Raw genomic sequence first — 23,939 nt, forward strand, 5'->3', positions numbered from 1 at the left:
GCTTCTACGTTAATAATCAGCTTGATCTGACGTTTCATGCGGGCATAGTATACGGAGAAGCGGATGTCATAATAGAGTTCTCCTTCTCCCGGTACGGAATCTTCCTGCGATTCCACCGCGACCTTCTCGGCTTCCGGCAGAGCGGATGCCATTCTGTCTGCCATACCGGTCTGTGTATTGGTCTGGCCGGGCAGGACTTTTACCTCAGCCACCTGTACATCCGTCCCGATGCACTTTTTAATCTGGCTGATCTCCATTTCCCTGAATTCTTCTGTCGCGTATTTCAGAATCCAGGCAAGGATGACCTTGTTTGCAAGAATCCGTTTGCAGTATGTATCATACTGACTTTTTCCTTTCGCCAGAGTGAGATCTCCGGCAAGTTCATTTTTCATAGGCTTTTTCCTTTCTACATTATAGCGAATGCGGTTTACAGTTACAAGTGGTTGATTTTCGCCCCGGAAATCTGTGAGGCAAAGAACTACCGGAATCTCTGACGGAGTAGAATATTGCGATACGCATCCCGTCTAAGATATGTTGAGTTTAGCACAATTTGCGGATAAATACAAGAATGTTTTCCAGCGAAATGCAAAAAGGCTTTCTCTGATTGTAAAAAGAAGCAGCCCTGGCGAACACATATACCAAAGCTGCTTCTGAATCTATCTGTCTTTTTACTCCAATACCTCAGCCGCCTTTTTCAGTTCCTCACGGATATGGATATGCTGCGGACATACCTGTTCGCACTTTCCGCACCCGATACATTCCGAAGCCTTTGCTTTCTTTGACCCTTCCGTATTCCACTGATATTTATTTTTTGCCGCATTCAGATCCCTGTAGATATTATAGACGTTGATTGCCTGAAATGTTCCGAATATGCCGATATTTTTCGGACATCCTTTGATACAGTATGCACAGGATGTGCAGGGCACTTTCGGGAAGGAATTGAAAATCTCCCTTGCACGGTCGATCACCTTCTTCTCTTCCTCACTGAGCGGGACAAAATTTCTCATATAAGAGACATTATCCTCCATCTGCTCCATATTGGACATACCGGAAAGAACCGTGATGACACCTTCCAGAGACGCTGCAAAACGGATCGCCCAGGAAGACGGTGAAGCCTCCGGATCTGCTGCTTTGAGTACATTCATCACCTCTTCCGGCGGGTTTGCCAGAGTTCCGCCTTTCACCGGCTCCATGATGATCACCGATTTTCCGTGTCTGCGTGCTGTCTCGTAGCATTTCCGAGATTCCACATCCGGATCTTCCCAGTCCGTATAGTTAATCTGAAGCTGCACGAACTCCATTTCCGGATGCTCGGTAAGGATCTGATCCAGCACGTCCGCCTTATCATGGAAGGAGAATCCCAGATGCCGGATCAGCCCCTCTTTCTTCCGGGCCTGAAGGAAATCCCAGATCTCGTATTCATCGAAGCATTTCGTCCGGTCACCGCCAAGATTGTGGAGCAGATAAAAGTCAAAATATCCCGCACCGGTCCGTTCCAACGATGTGTAGAACATCTGCTGCGCCTCATCTTTGCTCTTTGCACCGGCCCAGGCAGGAAGTTTCGTCGCCAGGAGGAATTTCTCCCGCGGGTAGCGGTCTACAAGGGCTGCCTTCGCCGCCCTCTCCGACTCTCCGTCAAGATATCCGAATGCAGTGTCAAAATAGCAGAACCCTGCCTCCATAAAATGATCCACCATTCTCTTCGTCTGTTCCAGATCGACTGCGCCTTCTTTCATGGGCAGACGCATCAGCCCGAATCCCAGTTTCGGTATTGTTTCTCCAAGATATTTTTCCATAGTCGTCCTCCTGTCTGTTCCTGTTATTTTTTCTGCCGTTCCTTTTTCCGGCTGTCGCTTTTTTCCGGCTGTTGTTTTACTTTTTCAGCATGGTTTTAATGCTTCCCGGACATACCGGAGCACCCGTTTTTCCAACTCCTCCATAGTCTCCCGGGTCTGCGGATTGGAATAGGGGATTCTTCCGATGATCCGCCTCACATAGTCGTGCTCCTCTACGATATCCAGGCTCGCCCGGAAATTCAGGTCGTAGAAGTATGCCACATAGGACACCCAGTAGTCCATCAGCGTCACCCGGTCCGGAGAATAAATGCTGCGACCGGCAAGCGCGTCCTCCTTTACCTTCGGAGTAATGTCACAGGCGCCGATCTCCTCAGCCGGAGCGCCCATAAAAGTCTCCAGATCATCCACCAGTTTCACACGGCAGTTGTCCAACTTGTCCGCATCCCGGATCAGCTTTGCATGAAGCATGATCCTTTCTTCTTTTCCGCACTCCTCCAACTTAAAATCACTGTGGCGCGCGATGGCGGTCCGGATAATCTCATCCCATGTATCTTCCGGCACGAACCGGCGGATCATTCCTTCCTCAAACAGAACCTTCACGCCATATGCCGCATGATCCATCGTCTCCGGCAGAAAGCTGTCAAAGCGCTTCAGCTGTTCAAACCGCCCGATATCATGCAGCAGGGCGATAATCCTCGCCAGTTCCGTATCCTCCGGGGAAAGCCGCATCCGCTTCGCCAGTTCCGTGCTCTGTGCCACAACGCCATATGTATGAATGATCTTCAGCTTTACCTTGTCGTTCTCCCGGTCATAGCCGTCCAGATATTCTTCAAAAACCTGCTTTGCGCTCCTGTAATCCATCCGATTTTCTCCTGTTATCAGAATATTTTCATAATTTCATGCATAAAGAAAGGGCTATCCCCTCCTCAGAAAGTATAACCCTTTTTCATCCACTTCTCAAGTGCAAACCTTTGCGCTTACACACTTCCAGAGTTCACTCTTTCGAAGTTCCTCAGAAACAGCAGATTCTCCTGAGATAATCAAGAAGCATATCATATGATATGCTTCTTCTTGAATATAATCAAACAGATTACGATAACCACAATACTTAGCGCCACCACCCAGGGATACCCGTCTTTGAGCCCCGGCATATTCTGAAAATTCATACCAAACCAGCCCGTGATCAATGTCAGAGGGAAGAATATCGTAGAGAGGACCGTTAAAAACTGCATATTGCTGTTCTGTCTGGCATCGATCTGCGCCTGATAAGCCTCCTTCACCTGCTGGGCATATTCCAGAAGGTGCCCGGTCTTGCTCATCAGACGGTCCGCCCGGTCGGTAAGTGTACCGAAATACTTGAGCTGCTTTTTCAGAAAAAAGCCGTTCTCATTTTCTTCCAGTTCCCGGCTTAAGTCCATCATCTCATCGTAGTAGCTCCGCAGATTCAGAAGTTCCCTGCGGACGGGCATCAGCTTGTTCTGAAAGTTTGCAGTCTGCTCCTGGCTGACTTCCTCCTCCATGCGCAGAAGCCGGCGCTCATACGCTACAAGCATTTCCAGATCCCGGCTCATGAACTCTGCAATGTAGTTATAGAGGAACCGCTCTTTCGTCTCCCCCTGATGAGTCTTCTTCTGTTGGATCCTGCGTATGAGGCGGATGGAAAAGTCCTCATCATCCACGATCACCACGTTGCTGCGGTTCACAAAGAAATACATCCGGTATCTGCTCCCCAGTACGTCAAGAAGTTTGGGAATACAGAGGGTTCCCACCACACAGTCCTGCTGGCTCTCAAGTCTGCAGAAACCGATTTTGGAGATCTGGATTTCATTTTCATAAATAATTCCGGCCTTTGCCAGCACCTGTTCCGCATGTTTTGAATCTGTCACAAAAACTGCCGGAACCGGGTCAGCCTCCCACTGTTCCATATCTGTGGGAATAAGCTGTCCGCCAAACTTGAATATCATTCTATCACCTTATTCTCTGTCTTTTTTGCCGCTCTGTCATAAGCCTGCTGATAAAGCATTTCCTGGGAATTTACAGGCTCTCCTTCACATTTTACCATAGAATAAGTTCCATTAGAATCCTCAATCCGCGCTTTTTTGTTGTCGCTGAGCATGAGATCAAAGATACCGCGGATCCGTTGTTTCAGTTTTTCCGAATAAACCGGCGCCGCAACTTCCACGCGCTTCACCGTATTTCTTGTCATGAAATCAGCGGAGGCGATATAATATCTCGTCCGCTCTCCCACACCGAAGATATAGATTCTGGAGTGTTCCAGGAAACGTCCCACAATGCTGATCACACGGATATTCTCCGTTTCCTTCGGAACCTGCGGGATCAGACAGCAGATACCGCGAACGATCATATCAATGTGAACGCCTGCTTTTGAAGCCTCCACAAGCTTGTCGATAATCTTCTTATCTGTCAGAGAATTGAGCTTCAGACCGATATAGGCGTCCTCACCGTTCTTTTTATGGCGGATCTCCTCCTCGATCATATCGATCACCTTATTCTGCAGACATTTCGGCGCCACGAGAAGATGATCCACATCCTCGATCACCTCGCCTTTTGCCAATGCCTGGAATACCCTCGCTGCCTCCATTCCGATCTGCTCATTCGCTGTCATCAGGGAAAGATCTGTGTAGAGACGCGCTGTCTTCTCATTATAATTTCCCGTGCCGATCTGGGTAATGTACTCCACGCCCTTCTCTCCTTTTCTCGTAATCAGGCAGAGTTTCGAATGTACTTTATACCCCTCCAGTCCGTAGATAATCTGGCATCCCGCTTTTTCAAGCATGCGCGACCAACGGATATTGTTCTCCTCGTCGAACCGTGCCCGCAGTTCTACGAGAACCACCACTTCTTTTCCGTTTTCCGCAGCTTCACAGAGCGCCTCCACGACTTTGCTCTGCTTTGCCAGGCGGTACAGTGTCATCTTGATGGAGATCACATTGTCATCCTCCGCCGCTTCTGTGAGCATCTTCAGGAACGGGCGGATAGATTCATAAGGATAGGACAGCAGCTTGTCCTCCTCTTTGATCTGCTCCAGAATACTTGCACCATCCCGGAAATCCGGCGATTTCTGCGGAACCCTTTTCTCATAGAACAGCTCCGGATTCATGCGCAGCATGTCCTGGATCTTGAAGAGGAAAGAAACATCCAGAGGTGCCTCACTGCGGAAAGTCCTCTCCGGAGAAACGTCCAGATACCGGCAGAGTGCTTCCACCACATCCCCGTCCATTTCCCTGGAAAGATCCAGGCGCACCGGGGAGAGCTTCTTTCTCTCCTTCATCAGATCCGCCATGAATTCACGGTAGTCCAGATCCTCGTCATAGAGGGCGTCCGCATCGATATCGGCATTTCTCACCACGCGGATCAGGGATTTTCCTTTCACCTTATATCCCTTGAAAATCTTTCCGATGTAGTGGAGGATCAGGTCTTCAAGAAGCATATAACGCCCTTTGCCTCCCGGCAGTTCAATCAGGCGGCTTAACATGCTGATACTGTTGGAACAGGGGATCAGACCGATCCGCTCCTTTTTGTTTCTTGTCTCGAGAACCACTACCGCGTAGATCTCCTCATTTCTCAGGAACGGGAAGGGCTGGCGTTTTCCCACCACCGTCGGGGAACTCAGAGGCATAATCTCATGATTGAAATACTGCTCCAGATACTTTTTCTCATCCGCCTTTGCCATGGAGAAATCAATCAGCTTGATCCCGTATCCCTCGATCTGGCTCATCAGATCCTTATAAATCTCGTCTTTTTTCCTGTTCAGCCTTCTGACTTCCTTTAAGATCGCGCGGATCTGCTCCTCGGAAGTCATGTTTGTCTTGCTGTCACGGATCTTGGTATTCAGGAGCATCTGATCCTGGAGAGATCCCACCCTCACCATGAAAAACTCATCCAGATTGCTCTGATAAATCGATACAAATGTGGTCCGCTCGCAGAGCGGCACTTCCGGATTCGCCGCCTCCTCAAGCACTCTCTCGTTAAATTTCAGCCATGACAGCTCTCTGTTCATATAAATTTGTCCCATACTCTTCCTCCTTGGTAATTCAGCACAGTTTATTTCCGTTTGCCACCAGTTTAAATTTACATCCGAGACATTCCGCAGCACGCCTGCACATTATCATGCGGTTTAAGAAAATCTCGAAATAATCCATTACGGTACAGATGGAGTCATCAAGCTCCAGGTCCATCTGTATCATACACTTTTCTTTGTGAATAATCAACTTTGACGAAAGCGCCGCATAATTTACCCTGTCATGAATATCGAAGCTGGACGGAACCGGATTCTGCACCCGGTTTCTCCGCACATCCGTCTTATCCGCCAGGATCAGCGCCGCCGAAACCTCATCCACTGCTGTCCCCGTCTCCTCGTCGTGATGCCCGATCGCCGCCGTAACAGTAAGAATGTCTTTTAAGGGCATATCCGTCTCCCGTAAGATCTGGTATGCCAGGATCGCCCCGCTGTGGGCATGGTCGCTGCGGTTGATACTGTTTCCAATATCATGCATGTATCCGGCGGTCATCGCCAGTTCAATCTTCCGTTTTCCATATCCCAGTTCTTTTAAAATTCTGCCTGCGGTCTCAGCCACTTTGGCTGCGTGTTTTTTCGAGTGCTCGGTGTAGCCCAGCACATTGAGAATATCATTTCCCTTTTCGATCAGGAGATTAATCTCCTCATTCTTTCTGATTTGTTTAAAATTCGTCCTGTATTCCATTGTATTCATTCCCCGCGCATCTTTATCCGGGTCCAAAGCCGCCCCGGTCTGTTTCTTCCATCCGGACTGTTACAGCCTCCCCGCCGCTTCCATGGCAAGGGCCGACCGCTCGCATTCCTGGGCGGTCATGGTGATCTGCCAGCACAGAGGACTTCCCTTCATATGTTCGGAAGCATAGCTTAACCCGTTGGTGCGCTCATCCAGGAAAGGACGGTCGATCTGATTGGGGTCGCCCAGAAGGATGATCTTCGTATCTTTCCCTGCTCTGGTAATAATGCCCTTGATCTGGTTCGGCGTAGTATTCTGCGCCTCGTCGATGATCAGATATGTCTTGACAATGGAGCGGCCTCTGATATAGTTGAGGGCTTCCGTCTGAATCAGGCCTCTGGCAAAAATCTCCTCGATTTTCCCCTGCAGTTCTTCTTCGTCAGCATAGCGGTCTTCCTCACTGGAATCGATGAGCTGCTCCAGATTGTCCATAATCGGACGCATCAGCGGGGAAATCTTCTCCTGCTCATCCCCGGGAAGAAAACCGATGTCATCGTCAAACTGGGCGTTAGGGCGGCAGACAAGGATTCTCCGGTACTCGCCTGTGGGATGGTTGAGCAGTTTTTCCAGTCCCACTGCCAGTGAATAAAATGTCTTGCTCGTACCCGCCATTCCCTTAACGATGACCAGTGGTGCTTTTTCCGCGGGCTGCATCAGGGCCTCCTGAAGAAAATACTGGCCTGCACTGCGTGGGGAGATGCCGTAGGGTGAACTCTTGCGGTACTCCAGTTTGCGGATCACGCCGTTTTCCACTCTTCCAAGATGGGTCTTTTTCGTGGACTGATCCGCCCTGAGAATCACAAACTGATTCTCCTCCAGCTCTGGAACATAGTTTTCCCCCTGCGCATTGATCGCATACACTTTATCGACAGGCACTCCTTTTTTCTTGAATTCTTTGAAAATCTCTTCCGGGACGAACAGCTCGCACCTGCCGGTGTACTGTTTCTCATGATCCAGCACCTGATCTGTGGTGAAATCCTCCGCATCAATCCCGAGTATCTGCGCTTTGATGCGCAGGAGCAGATCTTTCGTCACAAGGATCACCTGTTCCTCTTTCTCCCGGGACAGCCCGAGACAGACTTTCAGAATCCGGTTGTCCATCACCTTTTCCGAGAGATCCTCCGGGAGCTCTACATCCACATAGTTTTTTTCCACCCGGAGTGTACCACCGTTTTCCAGTTCCACTCCGCGGATGAGATTGCCTTTGAAACGGAGCTGTTCCAGATAGCGGATAACTCTGCGGGCATTCGCCCCTGCTTCGCCTTCCGATTTTTTCAAATGATCCAGTTCTTCCAGAACCACCATCGGGAGCACGACCTGATTGTCTTCAAAACTCTCGATGGCATACGGGGCCTGGATCAGAACACTGGTGTCTGCCACATAAATTTTTACCATAGAATATTCCTCTTCATCCTTCATTAAAATATCAGACCCTGCACTCTTTTCGCACAGACGCCCCACCGGATATCCGGACAAAAGAAAAACCCTGTCCGTCCCCGGTTCTGTCATACATTGTATAACATACCGGTAAACAGCAGGGTAAGAGAATTGTTAAATCTGTGTAAAAACAATGCGCTCGGGCCGTGAACCCAGACGGCTTAAAATTTCATTGGAAATAGTACCGGCGGCCTGTGCCATCTCCGCCGCGCTGATTTCCCGGCTGCCGGATCTGCCGATCAGAACCGCCTCATCTCCGGGAAACACATTTCTGACCTCCGTCACGTCCAGGGTGAACTGATCCATGCAGATCCGTCCCACGATGGGGACTTTCTGCCCTTTCACAAGGGCATGCCCGCAGTTGGACAGATTCCTTGGCACACCGTCCGCGTAGCCCGCGGATACAACGGCTATTTTCCGATCCGATGGAGCCGTATAAGTGAGTCCGTAGCCGGCGGACTCTCCGGCGCGGAGCATTTTCACCGTTTCCACCCGGGCTTTCAGTGAGAGCACCGGGCGGAGGTCAGCCGGGAAGACAGTGTTTTTCTCATCTTCCGGCAGGCTGTAAGCCCCGTACAGTGCGATTCCCGGGCGTGCGAAGTCAAATCCCGCACCGGGATAGTTCAGTAGCCCGTAGCTTCCCTGAAGATGTGTCTTAAAACCGCTTTTTCCCGCACTGTGAATCTTCTCCACAACCTCCCGGAACTTCCGGATCTGTTCCATGGTAAATGCGCGCTCCCTCTCCGTAATCCCGTCCGATACACAGAGATGGGAAAATACCCCGTCGATACGGATCCCGTCCACCTCCCACAGAGGCAGAATCCGCTCCAGATCACTGCTGCGCTCTCCAAGCCGGTGCATCCCGGTGTCAATCCCCACATGGACCGGGATTCTCTGTCCCAGTTTTCTCCCGCACCGGTCCAGATCGTCTGCGCAGGCTGCATCCACAACCGTCTGGGTAAGATTATAATTCAGCAGTTCCGGGAAATCGGCAGGAGAAGTATATCCCAGGATCAGGATCATTCCCCGGATGCCCGCCTCCCGAAGTTCAATCCCCTCTCCCAGGGAGGCCACACAGAAGCTTGTAATTCCGTCCCCGGCAAGAGCCCGGGAGACCGGTACTGCACCGTGTCCATAGGCGTTTGCCTTCACCGCGGGCATCAGCTCGCAGCCCGCTCCGGCAGCCTTGCGGAGTTCCTCCACATTATGATGCAGGTTGTGCAGGTCAAGTTCGATCCATGCGCGTCCTTTCTGATTCATTGTCTGTCACCTTCTTTCTATACACCCATCCTGCAGCCATGGCCGCTGCAAAGGATATTACACTTACGCAGAGAAACAGTACCAGCGGGTTTTCCACCAGGACTGTCTCCAGTCCCGCTGCCCCTGCCGCACACCGCAGCGCCACGATCACAGCCGGGTGGATCACATAGACAAGCATGGAGCAGGAGCGGGTCCAGACCGGCGCATTTCCTTTCATGCTCAGAAGCAGGCGGTAGAGGAAATACATGACCGGAAGCAGAAAGAGATACATGCTGTTATGCCGCTGCAGGCCGAAATGAAAGGACAGATAACCTTCTGTCATCATCAACACAGACGATATCATCAGAAGCACTGTATTCCGCCGCTGTTCTCCCCTGCGGTCCGCCATCCTCTCCGGTCCCCTCATTTTCTCGGATCTGCGGAGCATCACACCCATCATCAGGAATACCGGGGCGTAGAAGATTCCGTTTCTCGTATAACTGCAGATGGAAAAGATCCCGCCGTAAAACGCCCGCAGCACCGGAACCGCCTGTGCCGCTCCATAGAGACTGTCCCCCAGCAGCCCGACAAGATACGCACATACCGCAAAGACTCCTGCTGCCCTGAAACTGCATACACGGAGCAGGACAGATACAATCACACTCCCCAGGATCGCTGCAGGAAAATACCACAGATGATAGAATGTCCCATCCAGCATAAGATCTCTCACAGCTCCCGCTAAACTTTCCGGCAGATTTCCCGCATAGACCGTAAGCGGCAGATACAGAAGCGTTACTGCCAGATAGAGCAGAACGTTCTTTTTCAGAAAGCGGCGCAGCCCGCCGGAACATGCCGGTGCCAGGACAAAGTACCCTGTAGTCATCAGAAAAAAGGGCACCGCCACCCTGCCCAGGCAATACGTCAGCAGAAAATCCAGGCTTTCACTGATTTTTGAGAACGGCGCCGTATGAATGGCGATCACCATCAGCGCGGCAGGCAGACGGAACCAGTCGATTCCCGCATACTCTTTTCCCCGTCTCATTTTACTCCTCCTCCGAAAGCATTCCTCTCCTCTGCATACTCTTCCAGAACCAGCCCGCCGGCTTTCATCACCGCTGCATGGGGAACCCCTACATACCGGAAATGCCAGGGCTCCGCGCCGATCCCGGTCACAGCTTCTTTTCCCTTCGGATAGCGCTCGATAAAGCCGAAGTCAGCCGCCTTCTCCCGAAACTTTCCGAAGATCCCCGTATCCGGGAATTCCGGGCAGATAAAATCAATCTCCGGGAGATTGGCGCCCAGATCGATGGCAAGTCCGGTCTGATGTTCACTGCAGCCCGGGTATGCAACAAACTTCCGGGTAAACTCCTCGCCCCGTTCCAGGAGCGTGTCATCCCAGATCTTCTGCTGTTCCGCCTGAGTACGGAAGCCGCTGACCGGGATGATCTCTCCCCGGTTTCCGATTGCTTCGAGCAAAGCCCGAAGGGCGCGCGCTGCCCTGTGTTCCATAAGGACGTCCGGGTATTCTTCCAGAACCGGCTCCAGCATATCCGCATCCGGAAATCTCCTCAGCGGGTTCTCCCTGTTTACAAGGATCAGATAATTCCAGTCACTTCTCTCCATCACTTACCGCACACCCTCCAGAATCCGGTCCACAATCTCCTCAAAACTGATTCCGGCAGCTTTCAGCATACCCGGATATCTGCTGTGGGTAGTGAATCCCGGTATCGTATTCACCTCATTGAAACAGATCTCCCCCTCCGGGGTCAGGAACATGTCGATCCGCGCAAAATCCGTACACTTCAGGACACGATAGATCGTAACTGCCGCCTCTTTGATCTCCTCTGCCTTTTCCGGAGAGATCCGGGCAGGTACGTGTATCTTCGATGTCTTCAGCGTATACTTTTCCTCAAAGTTGAAGAATCCATCCGACAGTTCGATCTCATCCACCTCTCCCACGGTAAGCTCCTGATTTCCCAGTATGGCGCATCCCACCTCAAAGCCGTCGATCATCTCTTCCATGACAATCAGCGAATCGTGCTCAAACGCACGCTCCACTGCGGGGATCAGTTCTGTCCTGCGGCATACTTTCGTGATGCCAAAGGATGAGCCCGCCCGGAGCGGCTTTACGAACAGCGGATATCCCAGTTCTTCCGCCCGGGACATAAGCTCCGTCTCACGGTACGGCTTTTCCGCCATAAACGACCGTGCCGTACGGATTCCTGCCGCAGATACGATCTGGTGCGCCATCTCCTTGTCCATACATACGGCAGAACACAGGAGACCGCATCCGACTACACGGATTCCTGCCAGTTCGAATACTCCCTGAACGGTCCCGTCCTCCCCGTTTCTGCCGTGAAGCACAGGGAGAGCCGCATCCAGAGCGATCTTCTTTACCGTTCCCTCTTCCATATAGCAGAGGCTGTGTTCCCGCCGGTCCATGCTGACTGTCACCGGTGTGCACAGGCGCTCATCCATCCATTGATCCTCGGGGATCCGGTCCACATCTCCCCGGTAGAGATACCATTGCCCGCTGTCACCATCGATTCCGATCAGAACCGTATCGTATTTCTCCGGATTCATATGTGTAATAACTGCATATGCAGACTGCAGGGATACACTGTACTCCGGAGAACAGCCTCCGAACAATACTGCCACTGTCTGCTTTTTCTTCTCTTTTTTCATCCTTCTCACCTCGTCAGACTTTCTTATACCGCACGGAGTTCATGCCATATCAAAACCCCCGTACGGTTTCATTCTACCGTCCGGGGGTCCCCTGTATTTTAATATTCAGTTGTTTATTTCCTAAGAAAAGCCTAAGAGGATTTTAGAAATTTCTTACGCTGTCAGGATCTCGGCAGAGTGATGAGAAAAATCGTTGTCTCATTCTCACTCTCCGCCTGAATCGTCCCTCCATGAAGTGTGACGATCTCTTTTGCTATTGCCAGGCCCAGTCCGGCACCGCCGGTGTTCGCCGTCCGCGCTTCATCCAGACGGAAAAATTTTTCAAAAAGGGCGTCCAGCTTCTGCGGAGGAATCGTTTTTCCCCTGTTCCGGAAACAGATCCGTGTCTCCGTCTTTGTGGCACGGGCACAGATCTCGATCTCTGTATCCCGGTAACTGTAGGACACTGCATTTTTCAGAATATTGTTGAACACTCTGGCAAGCTTTTCCGCGTCACCGTAGATCATCAGATCTTCATCAATATCAAGCCGGACTGTATTTCCGTGGGCGCTTAAGACCGGATAAAACTCATCCGTAAGCTGTACCATCATATAATACAGATCTATGCTCTCCATCTCCAACGCGATCTGCTGCAGATTGTAACGGGTGATCTCAAAGAACTCATTGGTCAGATCTTCCAGACGGCTGGCTTTATCCAGGGCAATATTGATGTAACGGGCTCTCTGCTTTTCCGGCATATCCGGGGTCTCCTTCAGGAGAGTCAGATAGCCGATCACCGAGGTGAGCGGCGTCTTGAGATCATGGGCGAGATAGGTGATCAGATCGTTTTTGCGGGACACTTCCTCCTTGCGCATCTGCTCATGATGACGCACCATTGCCTTGAAATCTGCCATCTGAACATAGATTTCCGCATATTTTTCCGGAAACATTTCCGAGAGTTCTCCTCCTTCCTGCTGCATGCAGATCCGGATCATCTGGCTGATCTCTCCCACCGTCTTTGTCACCCGTCTGCGCGCGTAACGATCCGCCGCACAGACGGCAATGCATAGGCAGATGATCACTCCCACAATCAGCAGTTCAAGAAGAAGCAGCTTGAACCGTGACCAGTTGATACTGTATGTCAGGATATAACCCTTCAGCTCCGGGATATACTCTTTTTCCCGGATCACAAAGCGGGACTCGAACCAGTCTACAAAAGAACCGTTCCACACCGTATCCATCAGATAATAGGTGATACAGCAGAGGTTGAACCCAAACGAACAGGCTGTCAGCACTTTGAATGTGACAGAAAATCTACTTTTCAATTTTATACCCGCACCCCCAGACTGTCTTGATATACTTTGGATTTTCGAACGAATCCCCCATCTTCTCGCGCAGATGACGGATATGGACGGTGATGGTATTATTGCTCTTGCTGTAATACTCATCTCCCCAGATTTCATGGAACAGCTCTTCAGCACTCACCACCTCCCCTTTCTGCCTGCAGAGAATATAGAGGATGGAAAATTCCGTGGGTGTCAGATCAAGTTGTTTCTCGTTCAACGTACATTCGTGGGTGCGTATATTCAGCACAAGCCCCGAATGTACAAGAATTTCCTCTTCTTTTGCCGTTCCCGAATTGTATTTTTTATATCGGCGCAGCTGCGCCTTCACCCGCGCCACAAGCTCCAGAGGCAGGAACGGTTTTGTAATATAATCATCCGCTCCCAGAGTCAGACCGGTAATCTTATCGATCTCTTCCCCTTTTGCCGTCAGCATGATCACCGGATAGCAGTAGTGTTCCCGGATCTTCCGGCAGAGCTGAAATCCGCTCATATCCGGAAGCATTACATCCAGAATCGCCAGATCCACTTCCCCGCGGGAGATATGCTCCATGGCGTCTCCGGCGCTGTAGCATTTGATTACAGTAAAATTTTCGTTGGAAAGATAAAGATCAACCAGATCCGCTATCTCTTTTTCATCATCTACAACAAGTATCTTCTCATTCATGGAACAGTCCTCCTGAATATAAATGATACCAAAAAGAGATTAAGCGTTTCTGATTTTTTTAATGATAAATTATTAAGATTTAACTAAGCAGAGCGTCGGCAGTCCTGGTAGAAATGGACGCCATCTCCTCAACGCTCTCATTCATCCCGCTTTCCAGCCATTCCCTGGTGAGCAGAAGGATTCCCCCGACAAAGAAGCTCACCCTGTACCGGTCTTCCCCTTCCGGATTCTTTCCCTCTTTACGGTACATATAGAAATCGTCCGCATAGTCCTTCATGATTCTCCAGACCTGTTCCATGAGTCCTGCTTTCACGACATTTTTCAGAAATACTGTATTCTTTTGCACCTCACGGTAATAGCAGATAAAGAATTCTTTTTCCGTTGTGATCTTCTGTTCCTTTACCTGGTCGGCAATCCGGTCGAAAACCCACCGCATATGATCCGTCAGAATGTCGTCCTTGGAGCGGTACATCCTGTAATACGCCATACGCGATACTCCGGCTCTTTTTGCAATGTCTGTTATGGTAATCCTGTCGTAGTCCTCTTTCTCCATCAGAAGCATCAGCGCGGTGAAAATACACTCCCGCATCAGTTCCTGTTTAGCCGTCTTTCTCTGCATTTCTGAACACTTCCCCGTCTTTTGTAACAAAACCTCAACTGAAACTTGCAAGAATTTTTATGTTATAATATACTACTTTTTATCGTTCGTTGCAAATGCTGACAGGTCAGGAGGGGATTATTTTGGCTGATTCAAACATTACAAAGCATGCTCTGGGACAGGCTTTCAGGAAGCTTGCCGCATCCCTTCCCGTCGAAAAAATCAGTGTCGGAAACATCTGTGAAAAATGCGGAATGAACCGCAAAAGCTTTTATTACCATTTTAAAGACAAGTATGATCTAATCAACTGGGTCTTTTACACGGAATTTTTCACCCTGGTCAGCGAGAGCGGGCATCAGGGCTCCTGGGAACTTCTGGAAGATCTCTGCCGCTATTTTTATACAAACCGCGAGATGTACCAGAAGATTTTCAGCGTCAATGGTCAGAACTCCTTTACCGAATATTTTGAGAGCATCGTCAGCGATCTGATTCAGGAAGACCTGATCCGGGCACGTTTTAAAGGCACCGGCTTTCCTCTCAGCTCATACGCCGAGTTCTATGCCGATGCCTTTGTCTGTGCCATTAAAAAATGGATTCTGAAAAAGGACTGTATGCCGCCGGAAGATTTCAGTCTGTTTCTCAAATCCTGTCTCCTCGGCATTTCCGAACATCTTGCCCGGAAATATGATACCTGACACCTGTCCCGGCTCACGTCAGGCTTATCCCGTATCTGGGTACAACTGTCACGCCGCATACCTCCAGGATTGATGCCTGTTTGTCCGCCAGAGTGATAATCCATGCCAGGCGGTTCCTCGGCAACGGTCCGATAGGGAACATATGAGTAAGGATCGCACTTTCTTCCTCTTCGCTGATATGAAAGTATTCCCTGCTGTACCACGCTGCCGCTTTCGGATGGTAAAACGCCTGATGCTCTCCCGTAGGCGTCCTGTCCTCAAAATCATAAGGACAGAAGTCGTGCAGCAGACCGATCCTTGCTGCAGCCCGTTCATCATATCCCCGGCGTTTCGCCATCTTCCACGCCAGATAAGACACATTCATGCTGTGTACCAGGCGGCTGGCGCCCGGATGATGGCTGTAGGAATCCAGAGTGAGGAACTCCGGATTGGAAAGGATGTCGCTGATCAGATCGAGAAATTCCGCCGGAATCTCCTGCTCCTGACGTACCGAAAATGGATTCTGCAATTTCATATATGTTCACTTCCGCTTTCTGTAAATTCTAGACATATTATACTCATTTTTCTTTCTCTTTACAAGTCCGCCTCGATATCCAACTTTCGCATCTTCGCCCGGTTTCCTGTCCTTTCACTTCATCGGATTCAATAAGCGGTGTGCCGGAACCTTTTTCTGTAAAGTGCAGACTGATATCCCTTGTTCTGTCCATTTTCAGAGCCCTCTCTCAGTACAGTTTGACCGCAGGACTCTGCGCTCCGGAATACATTCTCCCCGGCGAAGAGTCCTGCGGTCTTCTTTTTGAAACAACTTTATCTTTTTTCTGTCCTCCCGGGAGGACTTCCCGATTCTATTCGCCTATATTGTCGCAATATCAATAAGCGTCAGTTTCTTAATATCTGTATTCTCCAGACTGGTGATCAGCGCACGAGCCGTATCAATGGCAGTCAGCACATTGACACCTGTCTCGATGGCGTTCCGGCGGATGACGAATCCATCCCTGGAATGCTCCACTCCCTGAGCCGGGATATCGATGACAAGATCGATCTTGTGACCCAGTATCAGGTCCAGGAGGTTCGGGGACTCCTGCTCGATCTTACGCACCGGAGTGGCCTTAACTCCCGCCGCGTTGAGTGCCCGGGCGGTTCCGCTTGTAGCGAAAATATGGTATCCGATATCGGCAAACCTGCGTCCGATCTCCACAGCCTCCTGCTGATCCTCATCACGGACAGTCATGATCATGTTCTTGAACTTCGGCAGTTTGATTCCTGCGCCGAGGAATGCCTTATAGAGCGCTTCATCGAAGGTCTTCGCAATTCCAAGGCACTCTCCTGTGGATTTCATCTCAGGTCCGAGGCTGATATCAGCGCCGCGGATCTTCTCGAAGGAGAATACCGGCATCTTCACAGCCACATAGTCTGCCTCCGGCTGAAGTCCCGGAGTATAGCCGAGCTCGCGGATCTTCTTTCCGATGATCACCTGAGTCGCCAGGGGAACGATCGGAATTCCCGTCACCTTGCTGATATACGGCACGGTACGGCTGGAACGCGGATTGACTTCGATGACATATACATCCTCGTCACCGCAGACAATGAACTGGATATTGATCATTCCGATGACATGCAGGGACTTCGCCAGTCTTCTCGTATACTCGGCAATCTTTGCCTTTGCCCCTTCGGTCAGGCTCTGGGCCGGATAGACGGAAATACTGTCTCCCGAGTGGATTCCCGCACGCTCAATATGCTCCATGATACCCGGAATCAGAATATCCGTTCCGTCACACACCGCATCCACCTCGATCTCCTTACCCTGCAGGTACTTGTCCACAAGGATCGGGTGATCCTGAGCGATCCGGTTAATGATTCCGATAAACTGATCCACATCGTTGTCGTTGATGGCAATCTGCATTCCCTGTCCGCCCAGCACGTAGGAAGGACGCACAAGCACCGGATACCCCAGACGGTTGGCAACCTCTTTCGCCTCTTCTGCAGTAAATACGGTTCCTCCGGTCGGACGCGGGATCTCACACTCTTCCAGAATCTCATCGAAAAGTTCGCGGTCCTCCGCCTTGTCTACGTTTTCCGCGGAAGTTCCGAGAATCGGCACACCCATCTTCATGAGCGCCTCGGTCAGCTTGATAGCTGTCTGGCCGCCGAACTGCACTACAGCGCCGTCCGGCTTCTCAATATCTACAATGCTCTCCACATCTTCCGGTGTGAGAGGCTCAAAATACAGCTTGTCTGCAATATCAAAGTCCGTACTTACCGTTTCCGGGTTGTTGTTGACGATAATCGTCTCGTATCCCTCTTTGGAGAATGCCCATGTACAGTGCACGGAGCAGAAGTCGAACTCGATTCCCTGTCCGATCCGGATCGGTCCGGAACCAAGGACAAGGACTTTCTTCTTCCCTTCTGTCTTCTCTACTTCGTTTTCGCTTCCGTATACGGAATAGTAATACGGAGTTTCCGCCGCAAACTCTGCCGCACAGGTATCAACGATCTTGTACGCCGCAACGATCCCGTTTTCATGGCGCATATCATGAATCTCGCGCTCGCTCTTTCCTGTCAGCCGGGCGATCACGTTATCCGGGAACTCGATGCGTTTCGCCTCTTTTAAGAGTTCCGGAGTCAGCTCCTGTGTTTTCAGGGCGTTTTCCATCTCCACGATAATGGCGATCTTGTCGATAAACCAGCGGTCGATCTTCGTGATATTATAAATGGTATCGTAATCGATTCCTCTGCGGACCGCCTCCGCGATTCTCCAGATTCTCATGTCGTCCACGATTCCAAGTTCCTCGAGGAGCTCGTCCTTGGAAAGTGCGGTGAAATCATAGGACATCAGGCAGTCCACATGCTGCTCCAGGGAACGGATGGCTTTCATCAGCGCGCCCTCGAAATTGTTGCAGATGCTCATGACCTCTCCGGTCGCCTTCATCTGCGTAGTCAGCGTCCTCTTGGCGCTGATGAATTTATCAAAGGGAAGACGTGGCATCTTCACAACCACATAGTCAAGCATGGGTTCAAAGCTTGCATATGTCTTCTTCGTGATGGCATTCTTGATCTCATCCAGGGTATATCCCAGGGCGATCTTCGCCGCCACCTTGGCAATCGGATATCCCGTTGCCTTGGACGCCAGCGCGGAAGAACGGCTCACACGCGGATTTACCTCGATGACACAGTACTCAAAGGAATCCGGATTCAGGGCATACTGTACGTTACACCCTCCGGTGATGTTCAGCTCGCTGATAATATTGAGGGCGGAAGTACGAAGCATCTGGTACTCCTTGTCGCCCAGAGTCTGGGACGGAGCCACAACGATACTGTCTCCGGTGTGAACGCCCACCGGGTCGATATTTTCCATATTACATACGGTAATGCAGTTTCCTGCGCTGTCCCGCATCACCTCGTACTCGATCTCCTTCCATCCCGCGATGCAGCGCTCCACAAGCACCTGACCCACACGGGAAAGACGGAGTCCGTTTTCCAGGATCTCCACGAGCTGGTGGGAATCATGGGCGATACCGCCGCCGCTTCCTCCCAGCGTGTAAGCCGGACGGAGCACCACCGGGTAACCGATCTTGTTGGCAAATGCCAGGCCATCGTCCACATTTTCCACAACCAGAGACGCGGCAACAGGCTCGCCGATCTTCTCCATGGTCGCCTTGAACTCCAGACGGTCTTCCGCCTTCTTGATCGTCTCGGAAGTGGTTCCGATAAGACGCACATTGTTTTCCTTCAGGAAACCGGCTTCCTCCAGTTCCATGGCAAGGTTCAGTCCCGCCTGTCCTCCCAGGGTCGGAAGCACACTGTCCGGTTTTTCCTTGAGGATCAGCTGTTCAACCACTTCTACGGTCAGCGGCTCGATGTAAACGCGGTCCGCGATATCTTTATCTGTCATGATCGTCGCCGGATTCGAGTTGAGAAGAACGACCTCAAGCCCCTCTTCCTTCAGGGAACGGCACGCCTGTGTTCCTGCATAGTCGAACTCCGCCGCCTGTCCGATGACGATCGGACCGGAACCGATAACCAATACTTTTTTAATACTTAAATCTCTGGGCATTATTTCGCTCCTCCCATCATCTCTATAAATCTGTCAAACAGGTAACCGGAATCCTGTGGCCCGGGACACGCCTCCGGGTGGAACTGAACAGTAAAGATGTTCTTGCCCACATAGGAAAGTCCCTCGTTCGTCCCGTCATTTACATTGCGGAATGCCGGAACTGCCACCTTCGGATCCACACTCTCCTCATCCACAACGTAGCCGTGGTTCTGAGATGAGATGTACACTCTTCCGGTCTGAAGGTCTTTCACCGGATGGTTTCCGCCCCTGTGGCCGTATTTCAGCTTATGTGTAGACGCACCCGTAGCAAGCGCCATAAGCTGGTGTCCGAGACAGATGGCAAAAATCGGAATATCTGTATTGTACAATTTTCTGATTTCTTCGATAACAGAAGTGCAGTCAGCCGGATCTCCAGGTCCGTTTGAGAGCATGATACCGTCGGGATTTGATGAAATGATTTCCTCCGCGGTTGTGTGGGCCGGATAAACAGTCACTTCGCAGCCACGCTGGTTTAAAGATCTTGCAATATTATTCTTTGCTCCAAGGTCAAGAAGAGCAACTTTCTTCCCGTTTCCTTCCAGAACATATTTTTCAGAACAGGTTACTCTGGAGACAACGTCTCCCACTGTATATTTCTTTAACTGCGGGATGATCTCGTCCAGATTGTAGTTCTCATTTGTCGTGATCATGCCGTTCATCGTACCCTTCTCCCGGAGGATCTTGGTAAGGGCACGGGTGTCGATTCCTGCGATACCGGGAATATCCTGCTCTTTAAGGAAATCCTGGATCGTTCCCTCGCACCTGAAATTGCTCGGCATCCTGGAAAGTTCTCTTACTATATATCCATCCGGCCATGCCTTCTTTGATTCCATATCCGGTGTGATTCCGTAATTTCCAATCAGCGGATAGGTCATTACCACCGCCTGTCCTGCATAGGAAGGATCTGTCAGCACCTCCAGATACCCCGTCATAGAAGTATTAAATACGATTTCACTGATACAGTCTCTTGTCGAGCCGATGCTTGTGCCTGTAAAAACAGTGCCGTCTTCCAAAATCAGAAACGCCTTCATGTGTCCACCCTTTCCTTTTGTATATTTCAATCTGCATAGGAAAGGCACTCTTGGAGTCTTTTGATCCAGAGCGCCCTCGTTCTCATATTCTAATGAATTATACTACAACTGTTCTTATATTTCAACAGTTAGTTTTTCAGGACAGGTTCGCTTTAAACCGGTCGATCAGCTCCTGCTGATACTCACCGGCATATGTACCCTCAGTCAGGTGTTTTGCCGCCTCTTCGATTCTCTCCCAGCTCTCTGCCTCATGGCGCACAAGAATCGGATAATAGAATACACCGTTCTTCTCCGCTGCATCCAGGTCTCCCGGAGCATCTCCTGTCATCATGACTTTGTCTTTATCGTAGCCGAAGGTTAACAGCTTCTCAATACAGCTCTTCTTCGATCCCGCGTTCTGGGCAAGTACAATATCCACATGGTCAATCAGGCCGAAGCGGGTCCATTCTTCTTTCACCGCCTCATAGTTGGCAGATGAGACAATCGCAATGTCACAGTATTCATGCAGTGCGGTAATCTTCTCCTTCACACCGTCAAACGGCTTTACATCTTCCTCCGGAAGCGCCTTAATCGCGCGGTTTACTGCCTCGGACCAGCGCAGCGCCTTCTCCAGGCAGACACTGTTTTTCTCCTTTGCCGCTTTCTCCACAGCACTGTTGGAGAGCTCGTCCGCCTCCTCAGCCCACTGCACAAGAGAATCAACATCTTCTATTGGGGTAATCTTCTCGTTTACCTCCTTCAGCATGGCTGCCAGACCCTTGAAACGGTTAATCCCCCTTGTCATGGAATAAAGATTAATCTCATTCCATCTCTTCAGGATTTCCTCCTGATATTTTTCGAGTCCCCACTCGGTAATCATGCAGGGACCGAAGCATCTGATATGTTTAATGTCCATGGAATCAATGGCGCATCCGTCGGAATCAATGCAGACCAGATACTCATTCTTCTTTTTGTAGCCTTCAAAAGGACTTCCCATCTGATCACTTCCTTTCATTTATTTTTATTATTATCATATCTCTTTTTCGTCCGAATAACAATAAAAATATATTTTACTGCTGTTCACTGTAGTCCCAGAAAACCGTCAGTCTGCAGTGCTGCGCATCTTCCACATACGTGTACCTTACCCGGCTGAGACCGTAATAAGACGCAAGATTTCCTGCCGCTTTCGGAAGAAGGTCATCGATTATCCCTTCCCTGGCACTGCCGTAAGCTGCGCTGTCAGAAAATTTGCATGTAAAGGAAGCTTCTCCCGCATAGATACTGTCGTTCATGGCATTCAGTATCTCCTGGGCATCATACCCCTCATAGTACATTCCGTTTATTCTGTAATAATTCAGATCATCCGCCGTACAGGCAGGATAAGGTACAAAATCATCCTGGATATGCGTGGTAAAAAGTTCCCCGTCCGTGCAGCAGAGATAATCATAGTTAATGCTTCCCTCCGGCTGATTTACCCCTTCTTCCATCTCCAGGAACACCGGATCTCCAAAAGTAACATCCATCTGATAATAGTTTTCCCCGCATTTTACGATATTCCAGGCATGGGCTCCCTGTCCTTCCACCCTGCCGGTCACATAGATACAGGGTATCCCGAGTTTTCCCAGGAGATACTGGGCTGCCCGCGAATATCCCGCGCAGACAGACTCTCTTCCCACCAGAGCACTGTAAATATTCTGGTTATCCGGCGCGCCTGCATTATAGTCTACAGTCCCGACCAGATATTCATAGATATAACGGATCCTGTCATATGCGGAAGCCTCTTCTCCGATCCCGTCCAGACAAGTCTCTGACGCCTTGTCAATCTGCGCCTGCCTCTCTTCTTTCTCCGCCGCTGTGCAGGTATAACCGGGATAGAATTCCGTATACTCTCCATAAACTGTCATCCGTGAACTCCCGTCACACCAGAACAGCTCCGGCCGGTCATACAGAAGATATTCGTACACCTTTGCCGTATCATCTTCCTGTCCCGCGTGCAGACGGATACATTCTTCCATATTGCCCGCTCCCTGGAGCAGCTCCCTGTAAACAGTCTGTTCCTTTTCGGAAAGCTGCTGGTAGTAGAAATCCCCTGCCACTTCCTCCACTGTCACCGTAAGTTCCGGAAACTCCACCTGCTGCCGGGAGACCATATTTACGGTCTCCTCTGCAGTCATCAGAATTTCCGGCAGGCCGCGCAGCGCCATTCCGGCCGCTGCGATGATCCCCAGCATGCAGACAATGCCTGCTACCCTGATTAATCTTCTTTTCTTTTTTCTTCTTCTCCGTCCCGCCATGCTGCTCCTCTCTGAATGATACTCCCCTTCTATGTGAGCTCTGCGATTCTTGACACACCCACATAGATCTCGGAAATCTTATACCAGGTGGCATAATCCACGTCCCCCGTCACCGGCAGTCCGAACACCGACTGGAACTTGCGCACCGCATTCTCCGTAGCCGGTCCGTAAATGCCGTCCGCACTGATCTTCGGAAGCGCCGGATATGCTCCTGCAATCACGTTCAGCTCCTCCTGCATCTGCCGGACTTTGGCGCCGCTTGCGCCCTGCTGCAGCGTGTAGCCCGGCCAGGAGGACGGGATGCCGGATATCTCCTGTGCCGTATTGATATACATGTCATCCCCGTAGAAATACCGCAGGATCTCAATGGCGCTCAACCCCTGATCTCCCAGTTCCTTGGCCCCCCACTGGGTCATCCAGTTGGGACAGCTCACCCGTTTTCCGTCGCAGTACTGAGTCAGGATGGGCTGACGCACATTGGGTCTGGACAGATAATTTCCAAACAGCTCATCCACGATAACGGAGATAGATTCGTATATATTCCTCTCCGGGATCCACTTCTGATCGAATGCAGTGGAAGAGGTGATCGTAAAGTCGTATCCACGGTTCCTGTACCACTCCGTATAAACCCTGTTCAGCGTAAAGGACATAATCGCCAGGACATTCGCCCGGATGGTATTCGCCGGCCAGGTGGCATAGATTTCACTGGACGCCACATTTTTGATGTAATCTTTGTATTTCACATAGTAGTCTGTCGCTGTGCTGTCCCTTGGGGAACCGTCGTGAACCACGATGTACTCCGGGACCACCACCCGGCTTAAAACAATCTCTCCCGTCTCGTTGGTCGGCTTGATTTCATCCTCTGCGATCTTCGGCGGATACTGGCCGTATAAAGTATGGGCAGGGATGACGAATACTTCTTCCTCTTCCCTGCCCGTATCGCTCGGTCTCATCCTCACGTTCTGTATAGCTTTTGTGTTTGCAAGAATCTCCGCCCCCGAGATACTCACCGGCTCGAACCCGGGAGCGCTGATATCCAGAGTGTACTCCGAATACGGCTGGCGTTCATTGTCCGGATTCAGGCTCCACTCCTCCGGCGGAGCGCCCAGTTCGATGGTCTCGGTCTGTCCGGAAGAATCCGTCGTCAGCATCTCCAGCGTATTCTCCGGCACCCCGGTATAAGAGATGGCGATCTGGGCGTCCGCCACCGGATAGGAATTCGCCGACGATGTTACATTTATCTGAAGTCTTCCCGTCTCTGTAGTCTCGTTCTGCATTGCACTCAAATGCTTCATAATGCCTCCGCATTTTTACGTTTCTCTAATATATAT

General features: G+C 50.6%; 20 protein-coding genes and 1 pseudogene. 1 reads left to right on the plus strand and 20 read right to left on the minus strand.

Annotated features, from left to right (window positions below; translation table 11 throughout):
• From B5F07_RS12495 to B5F07_RS12560, 14 genes and pseudogenes are all read right to left on the minus strand, one after another.
• A pseudogene (locus B5F07_RS12495) lies at positions 1 to 392 on the minus strand (hypothetical protein); the annotation flags it as partial.
• A 276-nt stretch (positions 393 to 668) separates the two neighbouring features.
• Positions 669 to 1,796, minus strand: a complete 1,128-nt coding sequence (locus B5F07_RS12500; protein WP_087161628.1) for an aldo/keto reductase — start codon at positions 1,794 to 1,796, stop codon at positions 669 to 671.
• 84 nt (positions 1,797 to 1,880) lie between these two features.
• Complete coding sequence (locus B5F07_RS12505; protein ID WP_087161629.1) at positions 1,881 to 2,657, minus strand: HD domain-containing protein; 777 nt, start codon at positions 2,655 to 2,657, stop codon at positions 1,881 to 1,883.
• Between the two features lie 191 nt (positions 2,658 to 2,848).
• Entirely contained in the window at positions 2,849 to 3,760 is a 912-nt protein-coding gene (locus tag B5F07_RS12510; protein ID WP_087161630.1) for a magnesium transporter CorA family protein, read from the minus strand.
• Complete coding sequence (ppk1, locus tag B5F07_RS12515) at positions 3,757 to 5,832, minus strand: polyphosphate kinase 1 (RefSeq protein WP_087161631.1); 2,076 nt, start codon at positions 5,830 to 5,832, stop codon at positions 3,757 to 3,759. The genes B5F07_RS12510 and ppk1 overlap by 4 nt, the downstream gene beginning before the upstream one ends.
• Positions 5,833 to 5,851: 19 nt before the next feature.
• The gene (locus tag B5F07_RS12520) at positions 5,852 to 6,529 is read right to left on the minus strand and encodes an HD domain-containing protein (protein ID WP_330397811.1); all 678 of its coding nucleotides are present in this window, start codon (positions 6,527 to 6,529) and stop codon (positions 5,852 to 5,854) included.
• Positions 6,530 to 6,589: 60 nt separating this feature from the next.
• Positions 6,590 to 7,963: a PhoH family protein gene (locus B5F07_RS12525; RefSeq protein ID WP_087161705.1), complete on the minus strand. Its 1,374-nt coding sequence runs from the start codon at positions 7,961 to 7,963 to the stop codon at positions 6,590 to 6,592.
• Between the two features lie 156 nt (positions 7,964 to 8,119).
• Positions 8,120 to 9,265 (minus strand): serine racemase VanT catalytic subunit, encoded by a 1,146-nt coding sequence (gene vanT / locus B5F07_RS12530; protein WP_087161632.1) that lies wholly within the window; start codon positions 9,263 to 9,265, stop codon positions 8,120 to 8,122.
• Entirely contained in the window at positions 9,231 to 10,286 is a 1,056-nt protein-coding gene (locus B5F07_RS12535; protein ID WP_087161633.1) for an acyltransferase family protein, read from the minus strand. Before B5F07_RS12535 ends, vanT begins: the two co-directional genes overlap by 35 nt.
• Positions 10,283 to 10,867: a M15 family metallopeptidase gene (locus B5F07_RS12540; RefSeq protein WP_242972526.1), complete on the minus strand. Its 585-nt coding sequence runs from the start codon at positions 10,865 to 10,867 to the stop codon at positions 10,283 to 10,285. The genes B5F07_RS12535 and B5F07_RS12540 overlap by 4 nt, the downstream gene beginning before the upstream one ends.
• 3 nt (positions 10,868 to 10,870) lie before the next feature.
• Positions 10,871 to 11,929: a D-alanine--D-serine ligase VanG gene (vanG, locus tag B5F07_RS12545; protein ID WP_087161634.1), complete on the minus strand. Its 1,059-nt coding sequence runs from the start codon at positions 11,927 to 11,929 to the stop codon at positions 10,871 to 10,873.
• Between the two features lie 161 nt (positions 11,930 to 12,090).
• Entirely contained in the window at positions 12,091 to 13,233 is a 1,143-nt protein-coding gene (locus B5F07_RS12550) for a sensor histidine kinase (RefSeq protein ID WP_242972522.1), read from the minus strand.
• Positions 13,223 to 13,918: a VanR-ABDEGLN family response regulator transcription factor gene (gene vanR, locus B5F07_RS12555; RefSeq protein WP_087161635.1), complete on the minus strand. Its 696-nt coding sequence runs from the start codon at positions 13,916 to 13,918 to the stop codon at positions 13,223 to 13,225. Before vanR ends, B5F07_RS12550 begins: the two co-directional genes overlap by 11 nt.
• Before the next feature lie 79 nt (positions 13,919 to 13,997).
• Positions 13,998 to 14,537 carry a TetR/AcrR family transcriptional regulator gene (locus tag B5F07_RS12560; protein ID WP_087161636.1) on the minus strand — a complete coding sequence of 180 codons (540 nt, stop codon included), beginning with the start codon at positions 14,535 to 14,537 and terminating at the stop codon, positions 13,998 to 14,000.
• A gap of 122 nt (positions 14,538 to 14,659) precedes the next feature.
• Here B5F07_RS12560 and B5F07_RS12565 point away from each other — a divergent pair, with 122 nt between their 5' ends.
• Positions 14,660 to 15,211: a TetR/AcrR family transcriptional regulator C-terminal domain-containing protein gene (locus B5F07_RS12565; protein ID WP_162613129.1), complete on the plus strand. Its 552-nt coding sequence runs from the start codon at positions 14,660 to 14,662 to the stop codon at positions 15,209 to 15,211.
• 13 nt (positions 15,212 to 15,224) lie between these two features.
• On the opposite strand, the gene B5F07_RS12570 is transcribed toward B5F07_RS12565, so the two are convergent.
• The 6 genes from B5F07_RS12570 to B5F07_RS12595 form a co-directional block, all read right to left on the minus strand.
• On the minus strand, positions 15,225 to 15,725 hold the full coding sequence (locus B5F07_RS12570) for an HD domain-containing protein (RefSeq protein WP_087161638.1): 501 nt from the start codon (positions 15,723 to 15,725) through the stop codon (positions 15,225 to 15,227).
• 339 nt (positions 15,726 to 16,064) lie between these two features.
• Complete coding sequence (gene carB / locus B5F07_RS12575) at positions 16,065 to 19,265, minus strand: carbamoyl-phosphate synthase large subunit (RefSeq protein WP_087161639.1); 3,201 nt, start codon at positions 19,263 to 19,265, stop codon at positions 16,065 to 16,067.
• Positions 19,265 to 20,335, minus strand: coding sequence for a carbamoyl phosphate synthase small subunit (locus B5F07_RS12580; protein ID WP_087161640.1), 1,071 nt, complete (start codon positions 20,333 to 20,335; stop codon positions 19,265 to 19,267). Before B5F07_RS12580 ends, carB begins: the two co-directional genes overlap by 1 nt.
• A gap of 136 nt (positions 20,336 to 20,471) precedes the next feature.
• Positions 20,472 to 21,311: an HAD family hydrolase gene (locus B5F07_RS12585; RefSeq protein ID WP_087161641.1), complete on the minus strand. Its 840-nt coding sequence runs from the start codon at positions 21,309 to 21,311 to the stop codon at positions 20,472 to 20,474.
• 73 nt (positions 21,312 to 21,384) lie between these two features.
• Positions 21,385 to 22,608, minus strand: coding sequence for a transglutaminase domain-containing protein (locus B5F07_RS12590; RefSeq protein WP_087161642.1), 1,224 nt, complete (start codon positions 22,606 to 22,608; stop codon positions 21,385 to 21,387).
• A 29-nt stretch (positions 22,609 to 22,637) separates the two neighbouring features.
• Complete coding sequence (locus tag B5F07_RS12595; protein ID WP_087161643.1) at positions 22,638 to 23,903, minus strand: peptidoglycan-binding protein; 1,266 nt, start codon at positions 23,901 to 23,903, stop codon at positions 22,638 to 22,640.
• Positions 23,904 to 23,939 lie beyond the last annotated feature (36 nt).

This window comes from Lachnoclostridium sp. An169 (assembly GCF_002160525.1).
In the GTDB taxonomy this organism is placed as follows: domain Bacteria; phylum Bacillota; class Clostridia; order Lachnospirales; family Lachnospiraceae; genus Mediterraneibacter; species Mediterraneibacter cottocaccae.